27 protein-coding genes are annotated in these 16,133 nt (G+C 50.9%); 24 read left to right on the top strand and 3 right to left on the bottom strand.

What is annotated here, in order from left to right:
• From ACFSR7_RS36270 to ACFSR7_RS36280, 3 genes are all read right to left on the bottom strand, one after another.
• Window positions 1-1,392: recombinase family protein (locus ACFSR7_RS36270; protein ID WP_378169587.1), on the bottom strand; the 1,392-nt coding region annotated here is incomplete at its 3' end.
• 8 nt (window positions 1,393-1,400) lie between these two features.
• Entirely contained in the window at window positions 1,401-2,486 is a 1,086-nt protein-coding gene (locus tag ACFSR7_RS36275) for an ImmA/IrrE family metallo-endopeptidase (protein ID WP_378169588.1), read from the bottom strand.
• Window positions 2,467-2,856, bottom strand: coding sequence for a helix-turn-helix domain-containing protein (locus tag ACFSR7_RS36280; protein WP_378169589.1), 390 nt, complete (start codon window positions 2,854-2,856; stop codon window positions 2,467-2,469). Before ACFSR7_RS36280 ends, ACFSR7_RS36275 begins: the two co-directional genes overlap by 20 nt.
• Window positions 2,857-2,953: 97 nt before the next feature.
• On the opposite strand from ACFSR7_RS36280, the gene ACFSR7_RS36285 reads away from it, so the two are divergent.
• The 24 genes from ACFSR7_RS36285 to ACFSR7_RS36400 form a co-directional block, all read left to right on the top strand.
• Complete coding sequence (locus ACFSR7_RS36285; protein ID WP_378169591.1) at window positions 2,954-3,154, top strand: helix-turn-helix transcriptional regulator; 201 nt, start codon at window positions 2,954-2,956, stop codon at window positions 3,152-3,154.
• Window positions 3,155-3,348: 194 nt separating this feature from the next.
• A complete protein-coding gene (locus ACFSR7_RS36290; protein WP_378169592.1) occupies window positions 3,349-3,702 on the top strand; it encodes a hypothetical protein in 354 nt (117 codons plus the stop codon).
• The gene (locus ACFSR7_RS36295; RefSeq protein ID WP_378169593.1) at window positions 3,696-4,640 is read left to right on the top strand and encodes a DUF3102 domain-containing protein; all 945 of its coding nucleotides are present in this window, start codon (window positions 3,696-3,698) and stop codon (window positions 4,638-4,640) included. Before ACFSR7_RS36290 ends, ACFSR7_RS36295 begins: the two co-directional genes overlap by 7 nt.
• A complete protein-coding gene (locus ACFSR7_RS36300; RefSeq protein ID WP_378169595.1) occupies window positions 4,612-5,295 on the top strand; it encodes a hypothetical protein in 684 nt (227 codons plus the stop codon). Before ACFSR7_RS36295 ends, ACFSR7_RS36300 begins: the two co-directional genes overlap by 29 nt.
• An 11-nt stretch (window positions 5,296-5,306) precedes the next feature.
• Window positions 5,307-5,666, top strand: a complete 360-nt coding sequence (locus ACFSR7_RS36305) for a hypothetical protein (protein WP_378169596.1) — start codon at window positions 5,307-5,309, stop codon at window positions 5,664-5,666.
• A 16-nt stretch (window positions 5,667-5,682) separates the two neighbouring features.
• Complete coding sequence (locus ACFSR7_RS36310) at window positions 5,683-6,075, top strand: hypothetical protein (RefSeq protein ID WP_378169597.1); 393 nt, start codon at window positions 5,683-5,685, stop codon at window positions 6,073-6,075.
• On the top strand, window positions 6,072-6,536 hold the full coding sequence (locus ACFSR7_RS36315) for a hypothetical protein (protein ID WP_378169598.1): 465 nt from the start codon (window positions 6,072-6,074) through the stop codon (window positions 6,534-6,536). The genes ACFSR7_RS36310 and ACFSR7_RS36315 overlap by 4 nt, the downstream gene beginning before the upstream one ends.
• Window positions 6,537-6,728: 192 nt before the next feature.
• A complete protein-coding gene (locus ACFSR7_RS36320; RefSeq protein WP_378169599.1) occupies window positions 6,729-7,079 on the top strand; it encodes a hypothetical protein in 351 nt (116 codons plus the stop codon).
• A gap of 158 nt (window positions 7,080-7,237) precedes the next feature.
• A complete protein-coding gene (locus tag ACFSR7_RS36325; RefSeq protein ID WP_378169600.1) occupies window positions 7,238-7,549 on the top strand; it encodes a hypothetical protein in 312 nt (103 codons plus the stop codon).
• The gene (locus ACFSR7_RS36330) at window positions 7,542-7,910 is read left to right on the top strand and encodes a hypothetical protein (protein WP_378169602.1); all 369 of its coding nucleotides are present in this window, start codon (window positions 7,542-7,544) and stop codon (window positions 7,908-7,910) included. The genes ACFSR7_RS36325 and ACFSR7_RS36330 overlap by 8 nt, the downstream gene beginning before the upstream one ends.
• 13 nt (window positions 7,911-7,923) lie before the next feature.
• Window positions 7,924-8,235, top strand: coding sequence for a hypothetical protein (locus ACFSR7_RS36335; RefSeq protein WP_378169603.1), 312 nt, complete (start codon window positions 7,924-7,926; stop codon window positions 8,233-8,235).
• A gap of 11 nt (window positions 8,236-8,246) precedes the next feature.
• Window positions 8,247-9,152 carry a DUF4373 domain-containing protein gene (locus ACFSR7_RS36340; RefSeq protein WP_378169604.1) on the top strand — a complete coding sequence of 302 codons (906 nt, stop codon included), beginning with the start codon at window positions 8,247-8,249 and terminating at the stop codon, window positions 9,150-9,152.
• A gap of 2 nt (window positions 9,153-9,154) precedes the next feature.
• Window positions 9,155-9,445, top strand: a complete 291-nt coding sequence (locus ACFSR7_RS36345; protein ID WP_378169605.1) for a hypothetical protein — start codon at window positions 9,155-9,157, stop codon at window positions 9,443-9,445.
• Entirely contained in the window at window positions 9,442-10,719 is a 1,278-nt protein-coding gene (locus ACFSR7_RS36350; RefSeq protein ID WP_378169606.1) for a DnaB-like helicase C-terminal domain-containing protein, read from the top strand. The genes ACFSR7_RS36345 and ACFSR7_RS36350 overlap by 4 nt, the downstream gene beginning before the upstream one ends.
• 59 nt (window positions 10,720-10,778) lie before the next feature.
• The gene (locus tag ACFSR7_RS36355) at window positions 10,779-11,744 is read left to right on the top strand and encodes a primase C-terminal domain-containing protein (protein ID WP_378169607.1); all 966 of its coding nucleotides are present in this window, start codon (window positions 10,779-10,781) and stop codon (window positions 11,742-11,744) included.
• 3 nt (window positions 11,745-11,747) lie between these two features.
• The gene (locus ACFSR7_RS36360) at window positions 11,748-12,023 is read left to right on the top strand and encodes a hypothetical protein (RefSeq protein WP_378169608.1); all 276 of its coding nucleotides are present in this window, start codon (window positions 11,748-11,750) and stop codon (window positions 12,021-12,023) included.
• Window positions 12,020-12,466 (top strand): hypothetical protein, encoded by a 447-nt coding sequence (locus tag ACFSR7_RS36365; RefSeq protein WP_378169609.1) that lies wholly within the window; start codon window positions 12,020-12,022, stop codon window positions 12,464-12,466. The genes ACFSR7_RS36360 and ACFSR7_RS36365 overlap by 4 nt, the downstream gene beginning before the upstream one ends.
• The gene (locus tag ACFSR7_RS36370; RefSeq protein WP_378169611.1) at window positions 12,463-12,855 is read left to right on the top strand and encodes a helix-turn-helix transcriptional regulator; all 393 of its coding nucleotides are present in this window, start codon (window positions 12,463-12,465) and stop codon (window positions 12,853-12,855) included. Before ACFSR7_RS36365 ends, ACFSR7_RS36370 begins: the two co-directional genes overlap by 4 nt.
• A gap of 3 nt (window positions 12,856-12,858) precedes the next feature.
• A complete protein-coding gene (locus tag ACFSR7_RS36375) occupies window positions 12,859-13,020 on the top strand; it encodes a hypothetical protein (protein ID WP_378169612.1) in 162 nt (53 codons plus the stop codon).
• 17 nt (window positions 13,021-13,037) lie between these two features.
• Window positions 13,038-13,499 (top strand): sigma factor-like helix-turn-helix DNA-binding protein, encoded by a 462-nt coding sequence (locus ACFSR7_RS36380; RefSeq protein WP_378169614.1) that lies wholly within the window; start codon window positions 13,038-13,040, stop codon window positions 13,497-13,499.
• Between the two features lie 575 nt (window positions 13,500-14,074).
• Complete coding sequence (locus ACFSR7_RS36385) at window positions 14,075-14,245, top strand: hypothetical protein (protein WP_378169615.1); 171 nt, start codon at window positions 14,075-14,077, stop codon at window positions 14,243-14,245.
• A 3-nt stretch (window positions 14,246-14,248) separates the two neighbouring features.
• Window positions 14,249-14,608 (top strand): HNH endonuclease signature motif containing protein, encoded by a 360-nt coding sequence (locus ACFSR7_RS36390; RefSeq protein ID WP_378169616.1) that lies wholly within the window; start codon window positions 14,249-14,251, stop codon window positions 14,606-14,608.
• Between the two features lie 103 nt (window positions 14,609-14,711).
• Window positions 14,712-15,320 carry a terminase gene (locus tag ACFSR7_RS36395; protein WP_378169618.1) on the top strand — a complete coding sequence of 203 codons (609 nt, stop codon included), beginning with the start codon at window positions 14,712-14,714 and terminating at the stop codon, window positions 15,318-15,320.
• Window positions 15,313-16,133, top strand: an 821-nt coding sequence (locus ACFSR7_RS36400; protein WP_378169620.1) for a terminase large subunit domain-containing protein, incomplete at its 3' end; no start/stop codon positions are given. The genes ACFSR7_RS36395 and ACFSR7_RS36400, both read left to right, overlap by 8 nt.

A 16,133-nucleotide genomic window follows, 5' to 3' on the forward strand; every position in this document is an offset into this window, starting at 1 on the left:
GTCGTCATCGGCGGATAGGAGGGAGTCTTTCTTTGCGTCGATCACATCAAGAATGCTTTGCTCCTCCAGGAATTTTACTTTGCCGATTAGTTCGGCGCGTTGCAGAGCGTATTCCAGCGCTTCGATTCGTTGTTCTGCATTTTTGATGTCTTCAATTACGCTCATGACGCCTGCGCCAACAGCGGCGGTCCAATTTTTTATTTTCGTCCGTAGTTCAGTTATTTCATGCTTAATCGGTTCTACTTCATTTTCAGTTTGCTTTCGTTCTTCTTGATATAGTGTTTGGACGCGTTCGACGATCTCCTGCATACCATCTTTGGAAAAACAGACATTCATAAGTTTTTCGGATGCCAAAGCTTCGATAGCATCTTTCCGGACGCTTGTATTTCCGCACTTGCCCTGACATTTATAGTATGTCAGCAAAGTCCGTTCGCTGCTCTTGGTGTTCGTGTAGGAGTTCCCGGCGTAGAGAGCGCCGCAGTTCCCACAATAAATTTTCCCGGTGAGCAGATAGTTAACTTTCGCTTTCATCCTGCCGGGTCCCCTCTTCCGTTCATCCATTTTGGCGTTCACACGATCCCACAATGCGGAGTTTATTATCGCGGGTATAACACCCGGTATTATGGTCTGTTCCTCTATTGGCTTATGGTCGCCGTGGCGCACGCCATCTTCGTCCTTTGGAGCCAACTGGTCCCATACATAGTCGCCACGATACTTGCGATTACGCGCCCATCCGTCAAAACTATTTTTTGTAAACGTTCGCCCTTCTTGCGTACGAAAGCCTTGTTGATTTAGTTCAGTTGCAATGGTCTCGAGAGAAAGGTCTTTGTCGATCCCCTCAAAATAAATTCGCACCGCAGGAGCTTTGCGCTCGTCAATAACGAGTTTGCGAGTCTGAGGGTCAACTGTCAAGCCATAAGGTGGTCGTCCGCCGGTGTGAATGCCGTTCATGGCGTTTTCCGATAATCCCTTTCGAACTTCACGAGCCAGATTGAGGCTGTAGTATTCGGCCATACCTTCAAGCACAGATGCCATGATTACAGATTCAGGGGAATTATCCAGCCGTTCTAAAACACTCTCAACGCGGACGCCGTTGCGCTTGAGGGTTCTTTTATAATGAGCGCTGTCGTATCGGTTGCGGGCAAAGCGGTCGAGTTTGTGGACCACAACAACATCAAAAAGCTTTTTTGCACTGTCGGCGATCATGCGTTGAAAGTTGGGTCGCTTGTCGGTTGTGGCCGTTTTTTCCTCGTCTGGATAGACCTCAACTAGCGTGTAACCCTTTTGCTTGCAATATTCTTCGATTGCGCGGAGTTGGGCGGTTATGGATTCTTCGCGCTGATTATCTGAGCTATAACGCGGATAGGCAACGGCTCGAGTGCCATTATTCATGATTCACCTCAAAATGGTAAGTCATCGTCTGAAATAACTACAGGCAAGGCTCCCCTTGTTCGGTTCAAGAGTACGTTCTGTGTGTTTTTTTCCTTATTCCAGTCCTTTAGGAGATTGTTAGTATAGTACGTAGTAGGGTTCCCACATTTATAGCAATATCGAGCGTATCCCTCGGCGGGTGTATTACATGGGGTGCCATCGTGATCGTATTCATGGGCATAAAAAGTGCCCGTACATTTATTTACAATCGTAACACCGCACACTGGACAAAAATCCCCATCGGGATGAATCATTTCGTTTTCGCATTGAGGACATGTTTCCGCACGACCATCTGCATCTAACGAATATCCTACATAAATCATTCTGTCATCACCGAGCTTTCTTGAGATTTTATTTTCCGAACAAACGGGACAGTGTGAAGGAGAATAGGCAAAAAAAATAGCCTTACATTTTCTACAAAAATGCTCGTGAATGGTCTTATGAATGAAATCAGAAAACATTTGCAAAATTGCATCTTGTTTGCGCCTTATTGCTCCATTAGTTAGAGCCTTGTTAAAGTTCTTTAAAATGTTAATGGCTGCTTGCTTAGATACGTTGCACCACTTTACAATATCCGCAGCATCAAATTTTCCAATTTCATATAATACTTTAGTGGGAGCTAGTATGTTTCTAGCGAAACAATTGGCTTCCTTTTCTAATTCTTCATATTCTACGCTTGAAATAGTACTCCGGCTTAATATTGATCTATTAGACTTTTCATTATGCCTCAGCATAAAGTGGCCAAGTTCATGCGCTATAGTCCAACGCTTTCTCCCTTCATTTGGAAGAGAATCATTGTATAGAATTAAATAAGTCTTGGAAGATCGTTTGAAATAACAACAACCTTCGTCGCTATTCGCAAAATCACATACTTCCTCAAAAGTCATGTTGCTAATTTTTCCGAATTTCGAATAAGTCATTATTTTAACGTTTGGAAATACCTTAGAAGCTTCTTTCAGCTTAATTGGGAGCGATGAAGTCTTTGATGCTCTTAAGAAGGCATAGGCTGCATTTTGCGCATTATTAAAATCTGCTTTAAATATCGTCATCGTCATCGTCGTCTTCTCTTGAGAAGGCATGATCGAAAGCAGCATCGAGAATAGCAATAGCTCTTTTTCTATCAAGTTTTGATCCTAGTCGGGCGAAGCGCTCAATTTTATGATAGTCTTCATCGAGACTTGGATCTTCTGTAGTAACCAGGCCATCGGATATCGGATCTTCGGTGAATCCCAACAGATAATTCAGCGATACATTAAAGAACGCGGCAATTTTTGTAACCGTAGCCATATCGGGCGATCGCCGACCATTCTCCCACATAGCAAGTGTGCTTTGTGATAGATCAAGTCTCTTAGCCAGATCGGCTTGCGTTAAATTCCTTTTCTTCCTCAATAAAGCTAATCGTTCCTTAAATTTAATTTCGCTCAATGAAAACACCGCCTGCGAATAATCACAAATTGAAATAAAATCGTTTGACTTATCACGAATCGTAATATATATTAATTACACAACGTGATAAAAGGTGGTGGAAAATTTGAATGAAGCTCTTGTTGAGGCCCGAAAAGGTCTACAACTTACTATCTCCAATGCTGCCCGAGAAATCGGTATTTCATACGGAATGCTGGCTATGATGGAGAGTTCAAAGCGAAAAGGAAGTGATAGCACCAAAATCAAAGTATCTAAATTCTATGGTAGGTCAGTACAAGAACTTTTCTATAATGATTAAATCACATTTCGTGATAATTGGCAAGCTTTTATTAAGGGGGGAGGTCTGTTCAATTGTCGATAACAGTAACAATCAAAACCGTTCCACATCCCGATCCGAAACGAGCGATTGATGTATTCGCAAAACTTATCGTCAGCGAAATCCTAAGGCAAGAGAAGGAAGCTCAGTAGGACAACCCCAAGGAGGTCGACGCATTGATTATCGAAAAGAACGAACCGTTCAAGCACAAGATTTTTGACATCAACCCATGCGAAGACTGGGAGGTCGTGCAAGAGACGATCAAACAAGCATTCGGACACCAGATGAATGGTTGGGTGCTGTGCGAATGCTTCACGCAAGGCGTCTTCACGGTCGTTGTCCTGGCCGATGGGCAAGCGGCTGCAGATGTAAGCGGCGACGATATCAGGATGATCGATCTGCCCAGCGGCGGCGCAGTCGTTGCGATGGAAGGCGAAGTAGTGGTGCATACGGCCGAGGAAGTGGAGGACATGGAGCGGGATTATCGCAAGGCTATCGAGCGAATCGAAGGGAGGGCGCAAGAGTGCTAGTACCGTTAACCAACGACCTCGCCGTACTGACGGCCGAGATCAACAGCTATAAGCAGATCGCCGGGCAAGCCGTATTTGAGATCGGCAAGCGGCTGAAACATGTGAAGGAGAACGACCTTGTTCACGGACAGTGGATGGATTGGCTTAAGTCAGTTGATATCGACCACAGTACAGCTCAACGAATGATTCATGCTTTCGAACAGTTTGGAGAGTTGGCGACGTCGCCAAGTTTGCCAACAGGCAAAATTTTCGAAATGCTCTCGCTTCCCGAAGCAGTAGACCGCCAACAATTCATCACCGAGCCGCAGACGGTCCCGTCTACTGGCGAAGAGAAGATGGTCGACGACATGACGGTGAAAGAACTGCGCGAAGTCAAGAAGTCACTCCAGGCCGCCGAACAACGCGCCAAGCAAGCCGAAGCCGCCCGGCAGTTATCCATTAATCAGCATTCGGAGCAGCAGGACAAGCTTTTGTCGCAGATCGAGGAATTAAAACGATCCAAGACGAAGGACAGCCCGCAAACGCTGGCGCAACTCGCGGAGCTGGAGAAGCGGGAGAAGGTGGCACGGGAGGAACTGCACAAGCTGCGGACGCAGGCCGGTGAAGTCTCTCAACTCCAGAAGAAGAAGGCGCAGCTCGAAACCGATCTTGGCGACCTTATGGCGCGGCAACGAGAGATTCAAGAGAGCAGCGACCACGCAGCACAGCAGGCAGCAATCTTTAATGCCGTAGCCATACCCTTGCAGAAGATCGAACAGAAGGCGGAAGAGATCAACCAAGCATTGCGTACCGACATTCGCCTCGATCAATTCACATTAAATAAGCTCGCCCTAAAAGCTGACTTTCTAGGCAAATTGGCGGCAGACCTTTACACGTTCATCAATACTCAAAAATCTGAGGTGACCATCATTGAGCATGAACCTGCTTCCTGGCGGTAACGCTGGCCTGTTTGAAACGTTGCAAGCTCAATTGTCCCAACGGCATCTGATGCAGATCGAGAGCGACCATGAAGTCCGTTTTCTCCTTTACTACACCATGAACGACAAGGACATCCCGGCGACGGAAGAAGGGAAGGTGTTCTGTAGGAAGATCACGGCTCAGCTCCGGGAGTGGAAAGGAACGATGAGCGAGCAAGAGGCGAATTCAAACTTCACTTTTATCGGACTCGAGAACAGTATTGCAGCCTTTAGGAATTATGTCTTGAACAAGCACAAAGGGGCAAAGCGGTTGGAATGGGAGCAAGCGTTCAAGGCGCCAGGCTTCGATGGAGACGTTCGCAGGCTGCTCATCTCACGTGTTTATTCCCATAAGTCCGATCTATCGCGTCGAGGACTCACGGCTTTTATCAATGGACATGCACACAATCAAGTTGCCTTGATCGAGATGCAGAAAGCAAACCGATCGTTTATGCACGAATCCACCCACGCCGCCCTTAAATGGTTGGAGTCGCGGCCGGACAAAGAAACATCTTTGTCTGACGAAGAATGGTCGAAACTTGGGCAGATCGTGACTGAGAAAGTGAATGCGGTCCTCGGCGAGTATATGCCTCGTTGGCCCGATAACGGCTCGCCGCCTGATGGATTACTGAATTGAGAGGAGCGGACATGTCAAACCTCAAGCCAAAAGAATGGTCCTCATTCAAACTCGAATGGTCCATTATCGAGGACAAACTCGCCCAAGGAGTGAACGGCGTCGAGTGGCTGGTTCTCAGCATAATGCCCAAGCCTAGACGAGTTGAAATGCTTCCGGAATGGGTCGAGATGTTGCAGATGTACGATCATGACGTTGATAGCGCGATGCTGGACGCGCTCCGCATGGACTCGGAATCCTATTATGAGCGATATGAGTTTAACTGGTGGATGGCAGTCAGCTATACCCTGACTCACTTGCATTTGCTGCGCCAGCGTTCATATGAAGATTATTTCCGATTCATCCAACGCATTGAGAGGAGCGAGAACAATTAAAGCATACGTGAATCTATTGAAGCTCGGCAGGATTCTTGAGAACCATCGATATGCCAGCGAATTCGCGCGAGAAAACCCGCACATAGTCTTGACGATTGTGAATGCTGCTGACAAGGAACTGCGCTGGACCAAGGTTAGTGAATTCTTCAGCCTGTTTCCGCCGATCAAGCGATACGAAGATGACGGTACGTGGTGCTATAACTCCACGAAGAAAATGATACGCGAGGATTTCCGCGAGACATTCGGAAAAGGCGATATAAAGATGCTGCTCATGACCCGGTGTTATGAAAACAAGTTTTTCCATCTTGTCGGATTCGCTTACATGTGCGCGACGTCCGAACTATCGAAGCGCAAGACCGGAGAGAGTCTGGTTACAAGAATGATTCGTGAAGGAGTTCCCCATCCATGAACAAACCATTCACGCTAGAAGGCGCCGTCGCCCTTGCAGAAGACCTGACGGCCATCGTGGGACAGTACGCCCGGTTCATGCAGGAGACAGGGCAAGAAGCTGCGTTCGAGGACTGGCGAGCCCAAGGCGGCGTGCAGCACGTGCGGGAGACGAGCGCAGATCCAGAGCAGGAGATTGAGAGGACGACAGCGGCTGAAGTAGAGATCAAAATTCCGAATATTGTCTATACGCTCGAAGCCGCCCGACTGCTTGCTGGTTTCACGGAAGAACTGGCCGCCCGCTTCCTTCGAATTACGGTGGACGAGCTGCGAGAGTGCGAACGGAATCCGTCTAATACGGAATTGTATACGGCGTACCTCATGGGGAAGCTTTACGACCGGAAAATTGCCGATCTTTACTTTTCATCCGATCCCGATCTATTCAAGGAATCCGAAGCCGTTATCTCGGTGACGCGCTTATGATGGCCTTTGTACTCGGCACGGTCGCCGGCCTCATGTTGAAAGCCATCATTAAGCAAGTGGCGATCGGCATCAAAATCGTTCGCTCGACGCCCGCGGAATAATTTTAGAATATTTTCCGTCCATTCTGACAAGCGCTTCAGGAATACTTTTTGGAATAATACGCAGTCATTTTGACAACCAGGGAGGCACCACATGGAACGCACTTATACCGTAACTGAGTCGCAGCTTACCAAGCTTTTCGAACAAGCACGCACCCTTGATAAGATCGGCGACGCTATGGAAATCCTCGGGTTCGACGCTACGAAGGTAGACGACGCCGAAGGCCATATCCGTGACGTCATCGTCGATGTGATCGGCGGCCGGGATAACGACGCTTTGATGGACTTCGCGGGGCACCTCTTCCACGCCGGCCATCCGCCGAGCGTAGCCCTGAAGTTGATCGGTGATTACGCGATCGTTTCGAGGTCGCCAACCATCGGACAAGGCTGGTCCGCGGTTTGGCAGGTATCAATGGACCGGATGGAAAGAGAGAGGAGATCATGAGGCACGGTAGGGATACCGAACAAACGAAAAATCGCCTCCGCGATACCCTGGCAGGTTCGGAAGCGATTCATTAAGTACATTACGTCAGAGAACTTGACCTCATTCTACACGCTCGAGCGGAATGAGGCAAGTCCCTCGACGAACTTCGGAGGGTATACATGGGAACTCATATCGATTTTTTGTCCAAGCTCATCGACGAAGATCATGAAAATATCGATGCGTTGGTCGATGCAGACCAAGGCGTACGCGAAGCAATGGCGGAATATAAGAAACAGCTTCAGGACGTGAAAGAAGCTATGGGGATGCGCGTCTATATCGACCTCGACAATAACGTCGGTCTGGTAGCCCTTGCGCATCTGAACGCGGCCTTCCGCGTCGGCGTGGGGTACGGGATCCGCATGGCACGGGAGATTGAAGCGATCGCATACCCGGCGGCTCCGGCGACGAAGGGGGCGGCTGCAGATGTCTAATCTTAAATCTATGGTACGTCTCGACACGGTCGGGAGCATCGGCAAGAAACCTTCCGGCCAGCAGGTATACCAACAGATCGATGTATACGAAGCTGGCATGGTCGATGTGCTCACGCAAGTGGCTATGGGGCAGCTCTTGAGCTATGAGTATCAGGGGCCAAACCGCGAAGTGCAGGCAGCGGAGGAGAAGAAGGTCGAGGCGATGCACAAAGCTATCGTCGCTGACTTTCCAGAGCTTGAATCTCGCTTGGACGACCTCATTTCTCAAATTACGTTTGCTTCCGCTGCGGGCGAAGGCGCCGCCTATATCGATGGCTTCATTGCGGGATACCGCTTCTTGAAGCTTCTGTATCCATCCTGAAGGAGGTGTTCTCATGAGCGACCAGCATCCCGGGACCTTCGGGCCGGACAACCTCCAACGGTGTCCGATCTGCCAAAACGAAAACGTTCATTTGCAGGCCGTCGAGGTCAATGCAGGCGGCGTTGTAAGCCGAATCGATCACCAAATACCAAATGTGCGCAGCGGCCCTCCTTGGGGCCGTGGGACGCTCATACGCATCACGCAATGGGGTGAGTGCGGTCATTCGTGGGTGCTGCAATTCTACTTCCACAAGGGCCAGACTTGGCAGGAAATTTACGAGACGGAGCAACTGCCGGAAACTAAAACCGACATGTGGCGCGATTAGGAGGACAGCCGATGGCGCGGCCAATTAAAGAAGGACTGGACTACTTCCCGTTAGACGTCGACATTGACCAGGACGATAAATTGATCGTGCCCATCGGGAAGCATGGAACTCTAGGATTCGGCATTGTAATTCGCTTGATGATGGCGATTTATAAAAACGGATACTTTTATTTCTGGGGAGAGAAAGAGCAATATGCTTTCGCTAACCGAGTAAGTGTAGACATTAACACAATAAATGAAGTCGTAAATGAATGCTTGAAATGGGGATTTTTCCACCAAGATACATTTGACAAGCATGGGGTTTTGACTTCACGCGGATTCCAAAATCGTTACATCGGAGGATCGAAAAGACGCAAGAGTATTACCTTCATCAAGGAGTACACACTTATTGATTTGAACGATGCCGCACAAAAGGTCATTTGGCCCATTACTTTAATTAATGTCGACGGGAATTTAGTTAATGTATACAAAAACCCAGGTAATTGTAGTGCAGAAACGCCACAAAGGGAGAGGGAGATAGAGAGGGAGAATGAGAGTAAGAAAAATACTAAAGATATATCCGCAGAAATCTCCGATTTCCGCTCTCGATATTCTCCTGAACTTTTAAAAAAGATTGATAACTATTTGCAATTCATCGCCGAAACGAGGAAAAGCAAAAAGATATCCGAAAGCGTTGTGCATAAGATCATGACGTACTTCGCTAAGTATTCACCCGTACGCGTGGAATATGCGATTCTTACGCACATGGCTACGGAGAGCAAACGCAGCGCGAAGGAAGAGTACACTTTTGGAATCGTAAAAAATTCGACGGAAGAAGAGGCTACGAAAAAGCTTCAGGTTGGCATCGGTAAATCCGCACAGAAACGAACGGGTTCATGGGATCGGGAAGCATATCTCGCATCTTTGGAGGATGAATGAACATGACAAAAAGAATGAGCAAAAAGGACGCGGGTCGTCTGCTTATCATCATCGGGGACTTTACCAACTACCAACCGTCGCAAAGCGCTGCAGATCATTGGGCGGAAGCACTGGAAGGATTCGATTATGAGGAATCGCGGCTTGCATTGGTCGAACACTTCAGACGTTCGGAATTTGTGCCGAAGCCAGCCGAGGTCATCCGCATCCTAAAGGAATTGCGCGGCAATGAACCGGATACCGGAATCAGCGATGCAGAGGCCGAAAAGATCATGAAGGAGCTTGGAATTCGATGAATGATACGACAGCAGAAATGCATGTGCTGACGGGCGTCCTCGACGGCATCATGACGATCGATGAAGTTCTGGCTTATGCTGATCGGGATTGCTTCCAAGATCCGTTGTGTGCCGATATCTTCGGAATGATGCAGAGCGGAGCGACAACGGCGGTGATGCTGAAAGGCTCCACCAAAAACCCGGCAACTAAGGCATTTATCGATCAACTCTCTAAGATTGGCGTGAATCGCTCGGAAATGACGTTCTTCATTCAGAAGCTGAACGAGCTGAAATATCGGCGGGAAACGGTCGCCCGAGCTGAGAAGGCAATCGAACTTTGCAAGCGAGACGGGACCAAGACTGCCGAAATTGATCAGGTGATGAATGCGGGCATCATGGGCAAGCAGTCGAAAAAGGATATCCTGCTGCCGATGGATTATGCGCCGGCACATAAAGCGGCTTTTGAGGCTCGGATGAGGAGCCCGAAGAAAACGGTCGGCCTCTCACTGGCGCCGAACGAAGAGGGATTCGAACGGTTGAACGAAACGTTCATGGGGATACGCGGCGGCGACCTCTTGATGATCTGCGCCCAGTCCGGGCACGGCAAAACAGGGTTCGCGCTTAACCTCGCCCGCGTGCTTGGCATTGAACAGGATTATGTTACTTACTATCTCAATACGGAAATGGACGAACAAGAGCTATCCGGGCGGCTTGCAGCACAACTCAGCGGTGCGTCTTTCTCGGAGATTTACACCGGCGTCATTGAACAGGGCACATCCTGGCCGACAATCCTGAACGCATTCGACAAGTTGGCGGATTCGAAAGTCGTACTCTCGAAAATCCCGCATCTTACGGTCACGAAGGCCAAGGGGCTTGCAAGCATCGTTCGCCAGAAGATGCAGGGGCTTCAATGCTTAATTGTGGATTACATCGGGCGCATGGAGCCTGAGAACACGCGGGGCCTTCAAGAGTGGCAGCAGCTATACCAGATGATCGAGCAGCTTAAGACACTGGCCGTAGAGCTGGATATTCCGATTATCGTTCTTGGACAGCTTACCGAAGCGGGAATGCTCGAAGGAGCGAAGAAGATGAAGAACGCGTGCGACGGTGTTCTCTTCTTCCAGCCCACTACGGCCGACGATGCCGAGGGCATTGATAGAGCGATCGGCAACGCCCAAAAGCGGATGCTTGTAAACTACAAGATCGTGAAATACAAGGTTCGCCGGAATGACAATGCTACTGCGATCTATTGCCGGTTCAATAAACGGACGCAGAAGGTTGTCGAACTCGGGTGAAATATCCTGAATTCAAGTGGGTCGATATCGCGATCAACGGGGCGAACAACCGGAACAACATGGTTGAGCTTTCGAAGCTTGGCGACCCGGCAGCCAAGCGCCTGTTCGATACCTATATGACCTACTTTCGATACGATGACACGATGGCGGAATACTTCGACAATAACATCGTCACATCCAAGCGAGGAAAGCCGCACAAAAGCGTGATGGGCTTCGACGGTCCAGCATACGCCGACTTCATTCCCATCGATATCGACTCGAAAGACCTCGGACAAGCCATATACCAGACCGTACGAGCGCTGGAGATTCTGAAAAGCCACGACATCGACATGAACGTGCTGACGCTCTATTTTAGCGGCTCCAAGGGTTTTCATATCATGATTCCGTCTGAGTTGGTCGGCGCGGAGCCGGGAGCGGACATACACGACCGCTTCCGTAGCTTCGTTAAGCGCCTCATGATCGGCGTGGAATATGACAGCTCCATATACGACAAAGTCCGCATCTTCCGCGTACCGAACACCCTAAATTCTAAGAGTGGCAAATACAAAATCCAGCTTTACCCGTTCGAGCTTTACAATGCGACCTCCGAAGATATCATGACGCTTGCAACGGAGAAACGGGAGGAATGGGCGCCAGAAGAAGCGGAGCGCCACGAAGAATTGGCGGAACTGTATTGGCAGGCCGTAGACGAGAGTCGCCCGCATAGCTCCAGCCGCACAGACTCGACACGCACGGAAGGCGTTCGAACCAAGCTATGCCTGCACCAAATGATGCAAGGCGTAGGTGAGGGGGAGCGGGACAATATCGGGCTCCGTGTCGCAACGCACCTGAAGCACGCGGGGTTATCGTCCGGGATGATATGGGCGGCGCTAGTGGAATGGAACCTATTGAACCGCCCACCGCTATCGGAAAAGGATTTGGAACGCATCTATCAGCAGGGATTAAAAAGCTATGACTTCGGCTGCCGAGATCATCTGCTTGCCGCCTATTGCGATAAAAAATGCCTGTTCTACAAGGAGGGGTGATCGATGGACATCGTGGCAACGGCTATTGAGCTATACGAGGAAGGCAAATACGAAGAAGCGTACGAACTGACCGCGCAGTTTGATCGATATCAGCAAGACACATTTTTCAAAGCAACAGGCGTCGAAACGCTGGAAGATCGGATGCTTGCCCGGATCCGTGTCGGCGCCTACAAGATCGAGAAAGAGAAAGATCCTAAAAAGCGGGCGGACATGCTCAAAGTGTATGACAAACTCGTATCCGAGTTTGAGGACATGCGCAAGGAAGGGGATAGTGCATGACCATACCATTCGATCCATTCACCGCGCCGCAGCTCATCTCCGAGTTGGCCGAGAACATTGTCCGACGGGTCGAGAAGAATGACGCCGAAATAAGCCGCCTGGACAGCGAATGGAACGATCTCGCCCATTTGGTCGAGCTAACGTCCTATGACGCGCCGGAAGGCTGGCGCATCCTACGCAAGCAGAAGGAGAACCGGAGAGCCCGGCGCCGCTGCAAGGACGAGAACGCCGTCATGCGGCCGCTGTACGAATATCTCATCAAGAGCGATGAGCAGATCATGAAGGAGCTGCGCCGAAGCGGGAAGGAAGCGGGCCGCGTCGCCAGCAACCAGAAGAACCGCCAGTATTCCCCGCGCACCGATATGTTCACGAAAGAGGAATTCAACGGGCGGATAGCGGGCTGCGTAATCGACAGCAAAAAGAAGGGGGAAGCCGGATCATGATTCTATCGGAGCGGGAAGCAGAAGTGATTGAGCGCATGAGAGCAAACATGGGCACGACGGCGATTGCGGAAGACTTGGGAATCGCTAAGTCTACGGCCAGCCTAACCATACAGCGCCTTGTCAAGAAGTCGGCAGTCAAGAACGAAGGATTGCCAAACATCCCAGTCTACAAAGTGCTGATCGATACCTACGACATCGAAAAGAACCACGATACAACGCCGCAGGCGCCCGCGTCATCGCCGATCCCGGTCCACGTACCGAAGGAGCACGCCAAATTCATCCGAGCCAATTACAGCAAGATGCCACGGCGGGAGCTGGCAAAACGGCTGAACATGGACAAGGTGACGCTAAACCGGATGATACTGCAGCTCGGCTTGGGAGGTCTGTAAGCCATGTCATCGGCGCAAGTGGACAAGCAGCAGCTTATCGAACATCTGGAAGTGTGCGCCGGGATCGAAGAGAAGAAAGACGATCAGCGGACGGCGACCGTGCTGCGCAATCTCATCGAGGACGTAGAGGACGGCGCATTCGATTATGGCGTTGCAAGAGACTGAGGGGAGCGGGGGTCCGCATGGAAGACTTGATCGCAGCATACAAACATACGCGCCGTTTCCTGCGGGCTTACCGCACACTGAGCACGGACAAGTGGGAGAGATCCGTTCTCGCCGAAATGATAAGCGACCGCAACTATGATCTCCAGTGGATGCAAACCGGTCGGCAGCCGGGCATAAAACGGGGTATTGAACGGCGCGCCGCCTACCAGCGGGAAAGACCGATGGACCCGCTTCTCATGCAGGCTTTCGTAGCGAACAGCACAGCCGGCGCCGCGTCGAACATCACAGACGGCCAGCGGCAGCAGATCGAGGAAGCACTGAGCACATTGAGCCGTAGGGAGCGGGAATGCTATGAGCTTCAACATGGGCATTGTTTTACGCTAACGGAGATTGCTGATATGCTCGGAATTACGAAAAGCTCGGTCGGTACACATGTCAGGCGGGCGCAGATGAAAGTTTTGGACAGGCTCCGGCAATAATATTTTAGAACGTCAGTTCTTGTCATACGATTGCCAACTAGGTAATATGGGGCATTGTCTGCCGAACTTGTGCCGGATGAAACATGTCGGCCTATAGCGACATCGCCCTTCTTCAAAATGTGGAGTGCGCTGGATCAAAGCAACGTCGCTTCGGCGGCAGGGTGAAAAAGGATCGGAATAGCGAGCGAATGCGCAAGCTACACCACCACACCCGGACGCAAGGTTGCCCCAGGCTCCGCAAGGCCATGTGGCGGGCCGGTATGCCGCGGATATACGTTAGCAAGACCAATACGTTACAAGAGCCGGGAACGCTTAATGCGCCTCGGTTCTTTTTTATGTCGGAGGACGAAACATGAAGACAGGGTTAATAGTTACGCTAATCGGATTCGCGCTAAACGTTCTGGAAACGTGGTTATTCGGCTGGAACATGGAGGCCAATAGCGTAGCGGAGAAGTTCGCGGACAACTTCTGTATGATCGTCGTCGGCTTGGGATTAGCAATGTTCTTGGTGGCATGGGCATTCCACGTAAGGCACCCATGAAAACCATTACCAAATAGCAGCGGAGGTTACAGCGATGTACAAAGAAAGCATGTTCGATGCCAAACTGCAATACTTGCGAGAACTCATTAAGCTGACGGAGTTATTGGGTCGACAAGGGCAGCCGCAATTGGTTGACAAGCGCATCAAGAGAACACTGGATTCGATTGAACAAGATATCGGGTTGGCTCCTGAACGGGAAGTATGAAACATGCCGCTTAAGAAGTTCTGCCCCAAGGCTGGATGCACGACGCTAACAACGGGCGGATACTGTGAGGCGCATGCGCGGGCTCCCGCTCAAGTTGAGAAGGATCGAGGTACATCGGCACAGCGCGGCTACGGATCGGCATGGCGCAAGGCGCGGGCGGCGTGGCTGCTGAAGCATCCGCTATGCGTCGTATGCGAACGCAACGGACGATTGACGGCTGCGACCGACCTCGATCACATCAAGCCTCATCGCGGAGACATGACGCTATTTTGGGATCGAAGCAACTGGCAAGGACTCTGCAAGACCTGTCATAGCGCCAAGACGGCGCGAGAGGATGGAGGGTTCGGCAACGGCGGCCGCTGAAGGGGGAGGGGGGCCAAAATCCTTCAGACCTTTTGCCCCGTTGACCGCGTCGGCCTGTTTGCGCGCAAAAACTCCCCAATCAAAATTTTAGGAGGTGGATCAGGTGCCCAAGAACGCACAGCCCATAGACGTTATTCAGGCGAACGGCCGGAAGCACCTGACCAAAGCCGAGATCAGGGAGCGCCAGGAAGGCGAAGTAAAACTCGGTAAGCATGAGCTCGAGAAGCTAAAAAAGCCGGCGTTCGTCGCCAAGGACAAAACCGCGGCCAAGCTTTGGAACGACCTGATCAAGGAATACAAGAGCGCTTCGAAGCAAGGCGTTGACCTGCTGTCGAGCTCCGACATCGGCGCGCTTGCGCTTTACTGCAAGACGTACAGCGAATACGAACGGCTGCAGGAGCGCTATCAGCAGATCGACCGCATTCAGATCGACGAGGACGTGCTCTCCGATTATCTGGATCAAGCCGAAGACGTCGACGGCGCCGGTTACAAGGCGCTGAAGTACCTCTCGCAGCTCGCCAGCCTTGACGGCGCCCTGAAGATCGAAACGGCCATCAATAAGAAGATGGACATGCTGCTGAAGCTGCAAGATCGGCTATTCCTGAATCCGCTCGCCAAAATCAAGAACGTGCCGAAGCCGAAGAAGGAAGAGAAGGCGCCAAGCAAGTTCGGACGCTTCGGAGGTGCCGCAGGGGGCGGCCGCGGTGGATAGGTATCCATACGGCGTGGTCGCCGAACACGACCGCGTCACAGCGTTCGCCCTACAGGTTATAGCGGGCAAGATCATCGCGGGCGAGACGGAGCGCCAAGCCTGCGAGAGGCACATGCGCGATCTGGACAGGCAGGGCTCTGAGGAATTCCCGTTCGTGTTTGATCCGGACCGCGCGCATGAGCTCATCGAATTCGCCGAATCCTTGATGCTCGCCGAGGGTGAAGAGGAGCAGCCGTTACGGCTGGCTGGATTCCAAGACTTTATTTTTGGGAGTTGGCACGGCTGGCGGAAGCTGGACGGCTATCGCCGGTTCCGCACCTCATATGTCCAGGTCGCTCGTCAAAATGGCAAGTCAATCGGGAACGCGGTGCCGGCGCTGTATTACGGAAACTTCGATGGCTACATGTATCCGCAGATTTATTGCACGGCCACGAAGGAAGCGCAGGCTAAAATCGTCCTAAAAGAGTGCTTCAAGTTCATCAATGCTGACGAAGAGCTCGGCGGCAACGAATACGAAGATGGCTTCTTCACGATCAAGGAGTACAAGAGCACAATCGAGTGCAATTTGACCCGTGGAGAGATCCGGGCGCTTGGGCGGGACACGGACACCATCGACGGATTCCGCCCGTACTTCGCCAGCGTTGACGAGTACCACAAGCACAAGATAAATCAGATGTACAAGCTGCTGACGGGTGGTCAAAAGAAGCTGAAGCAATGCCTAACGTCAGTTATTACGACGGCCGGCTTCGATCTCAACTCGCCGTGTTACGAGCTTTACAACTATTGCAAGATGATCCTTCAAGGCGTCCACGA

Origin of the sequence: Cohnella sp. GCM10020058 (assembly GCF_042683485.1) — a bacterium.
GTDB lineage: Bacteria > Bacillota > Bacilli > Paenibacillales > Paenibacillaceae > Cohnella.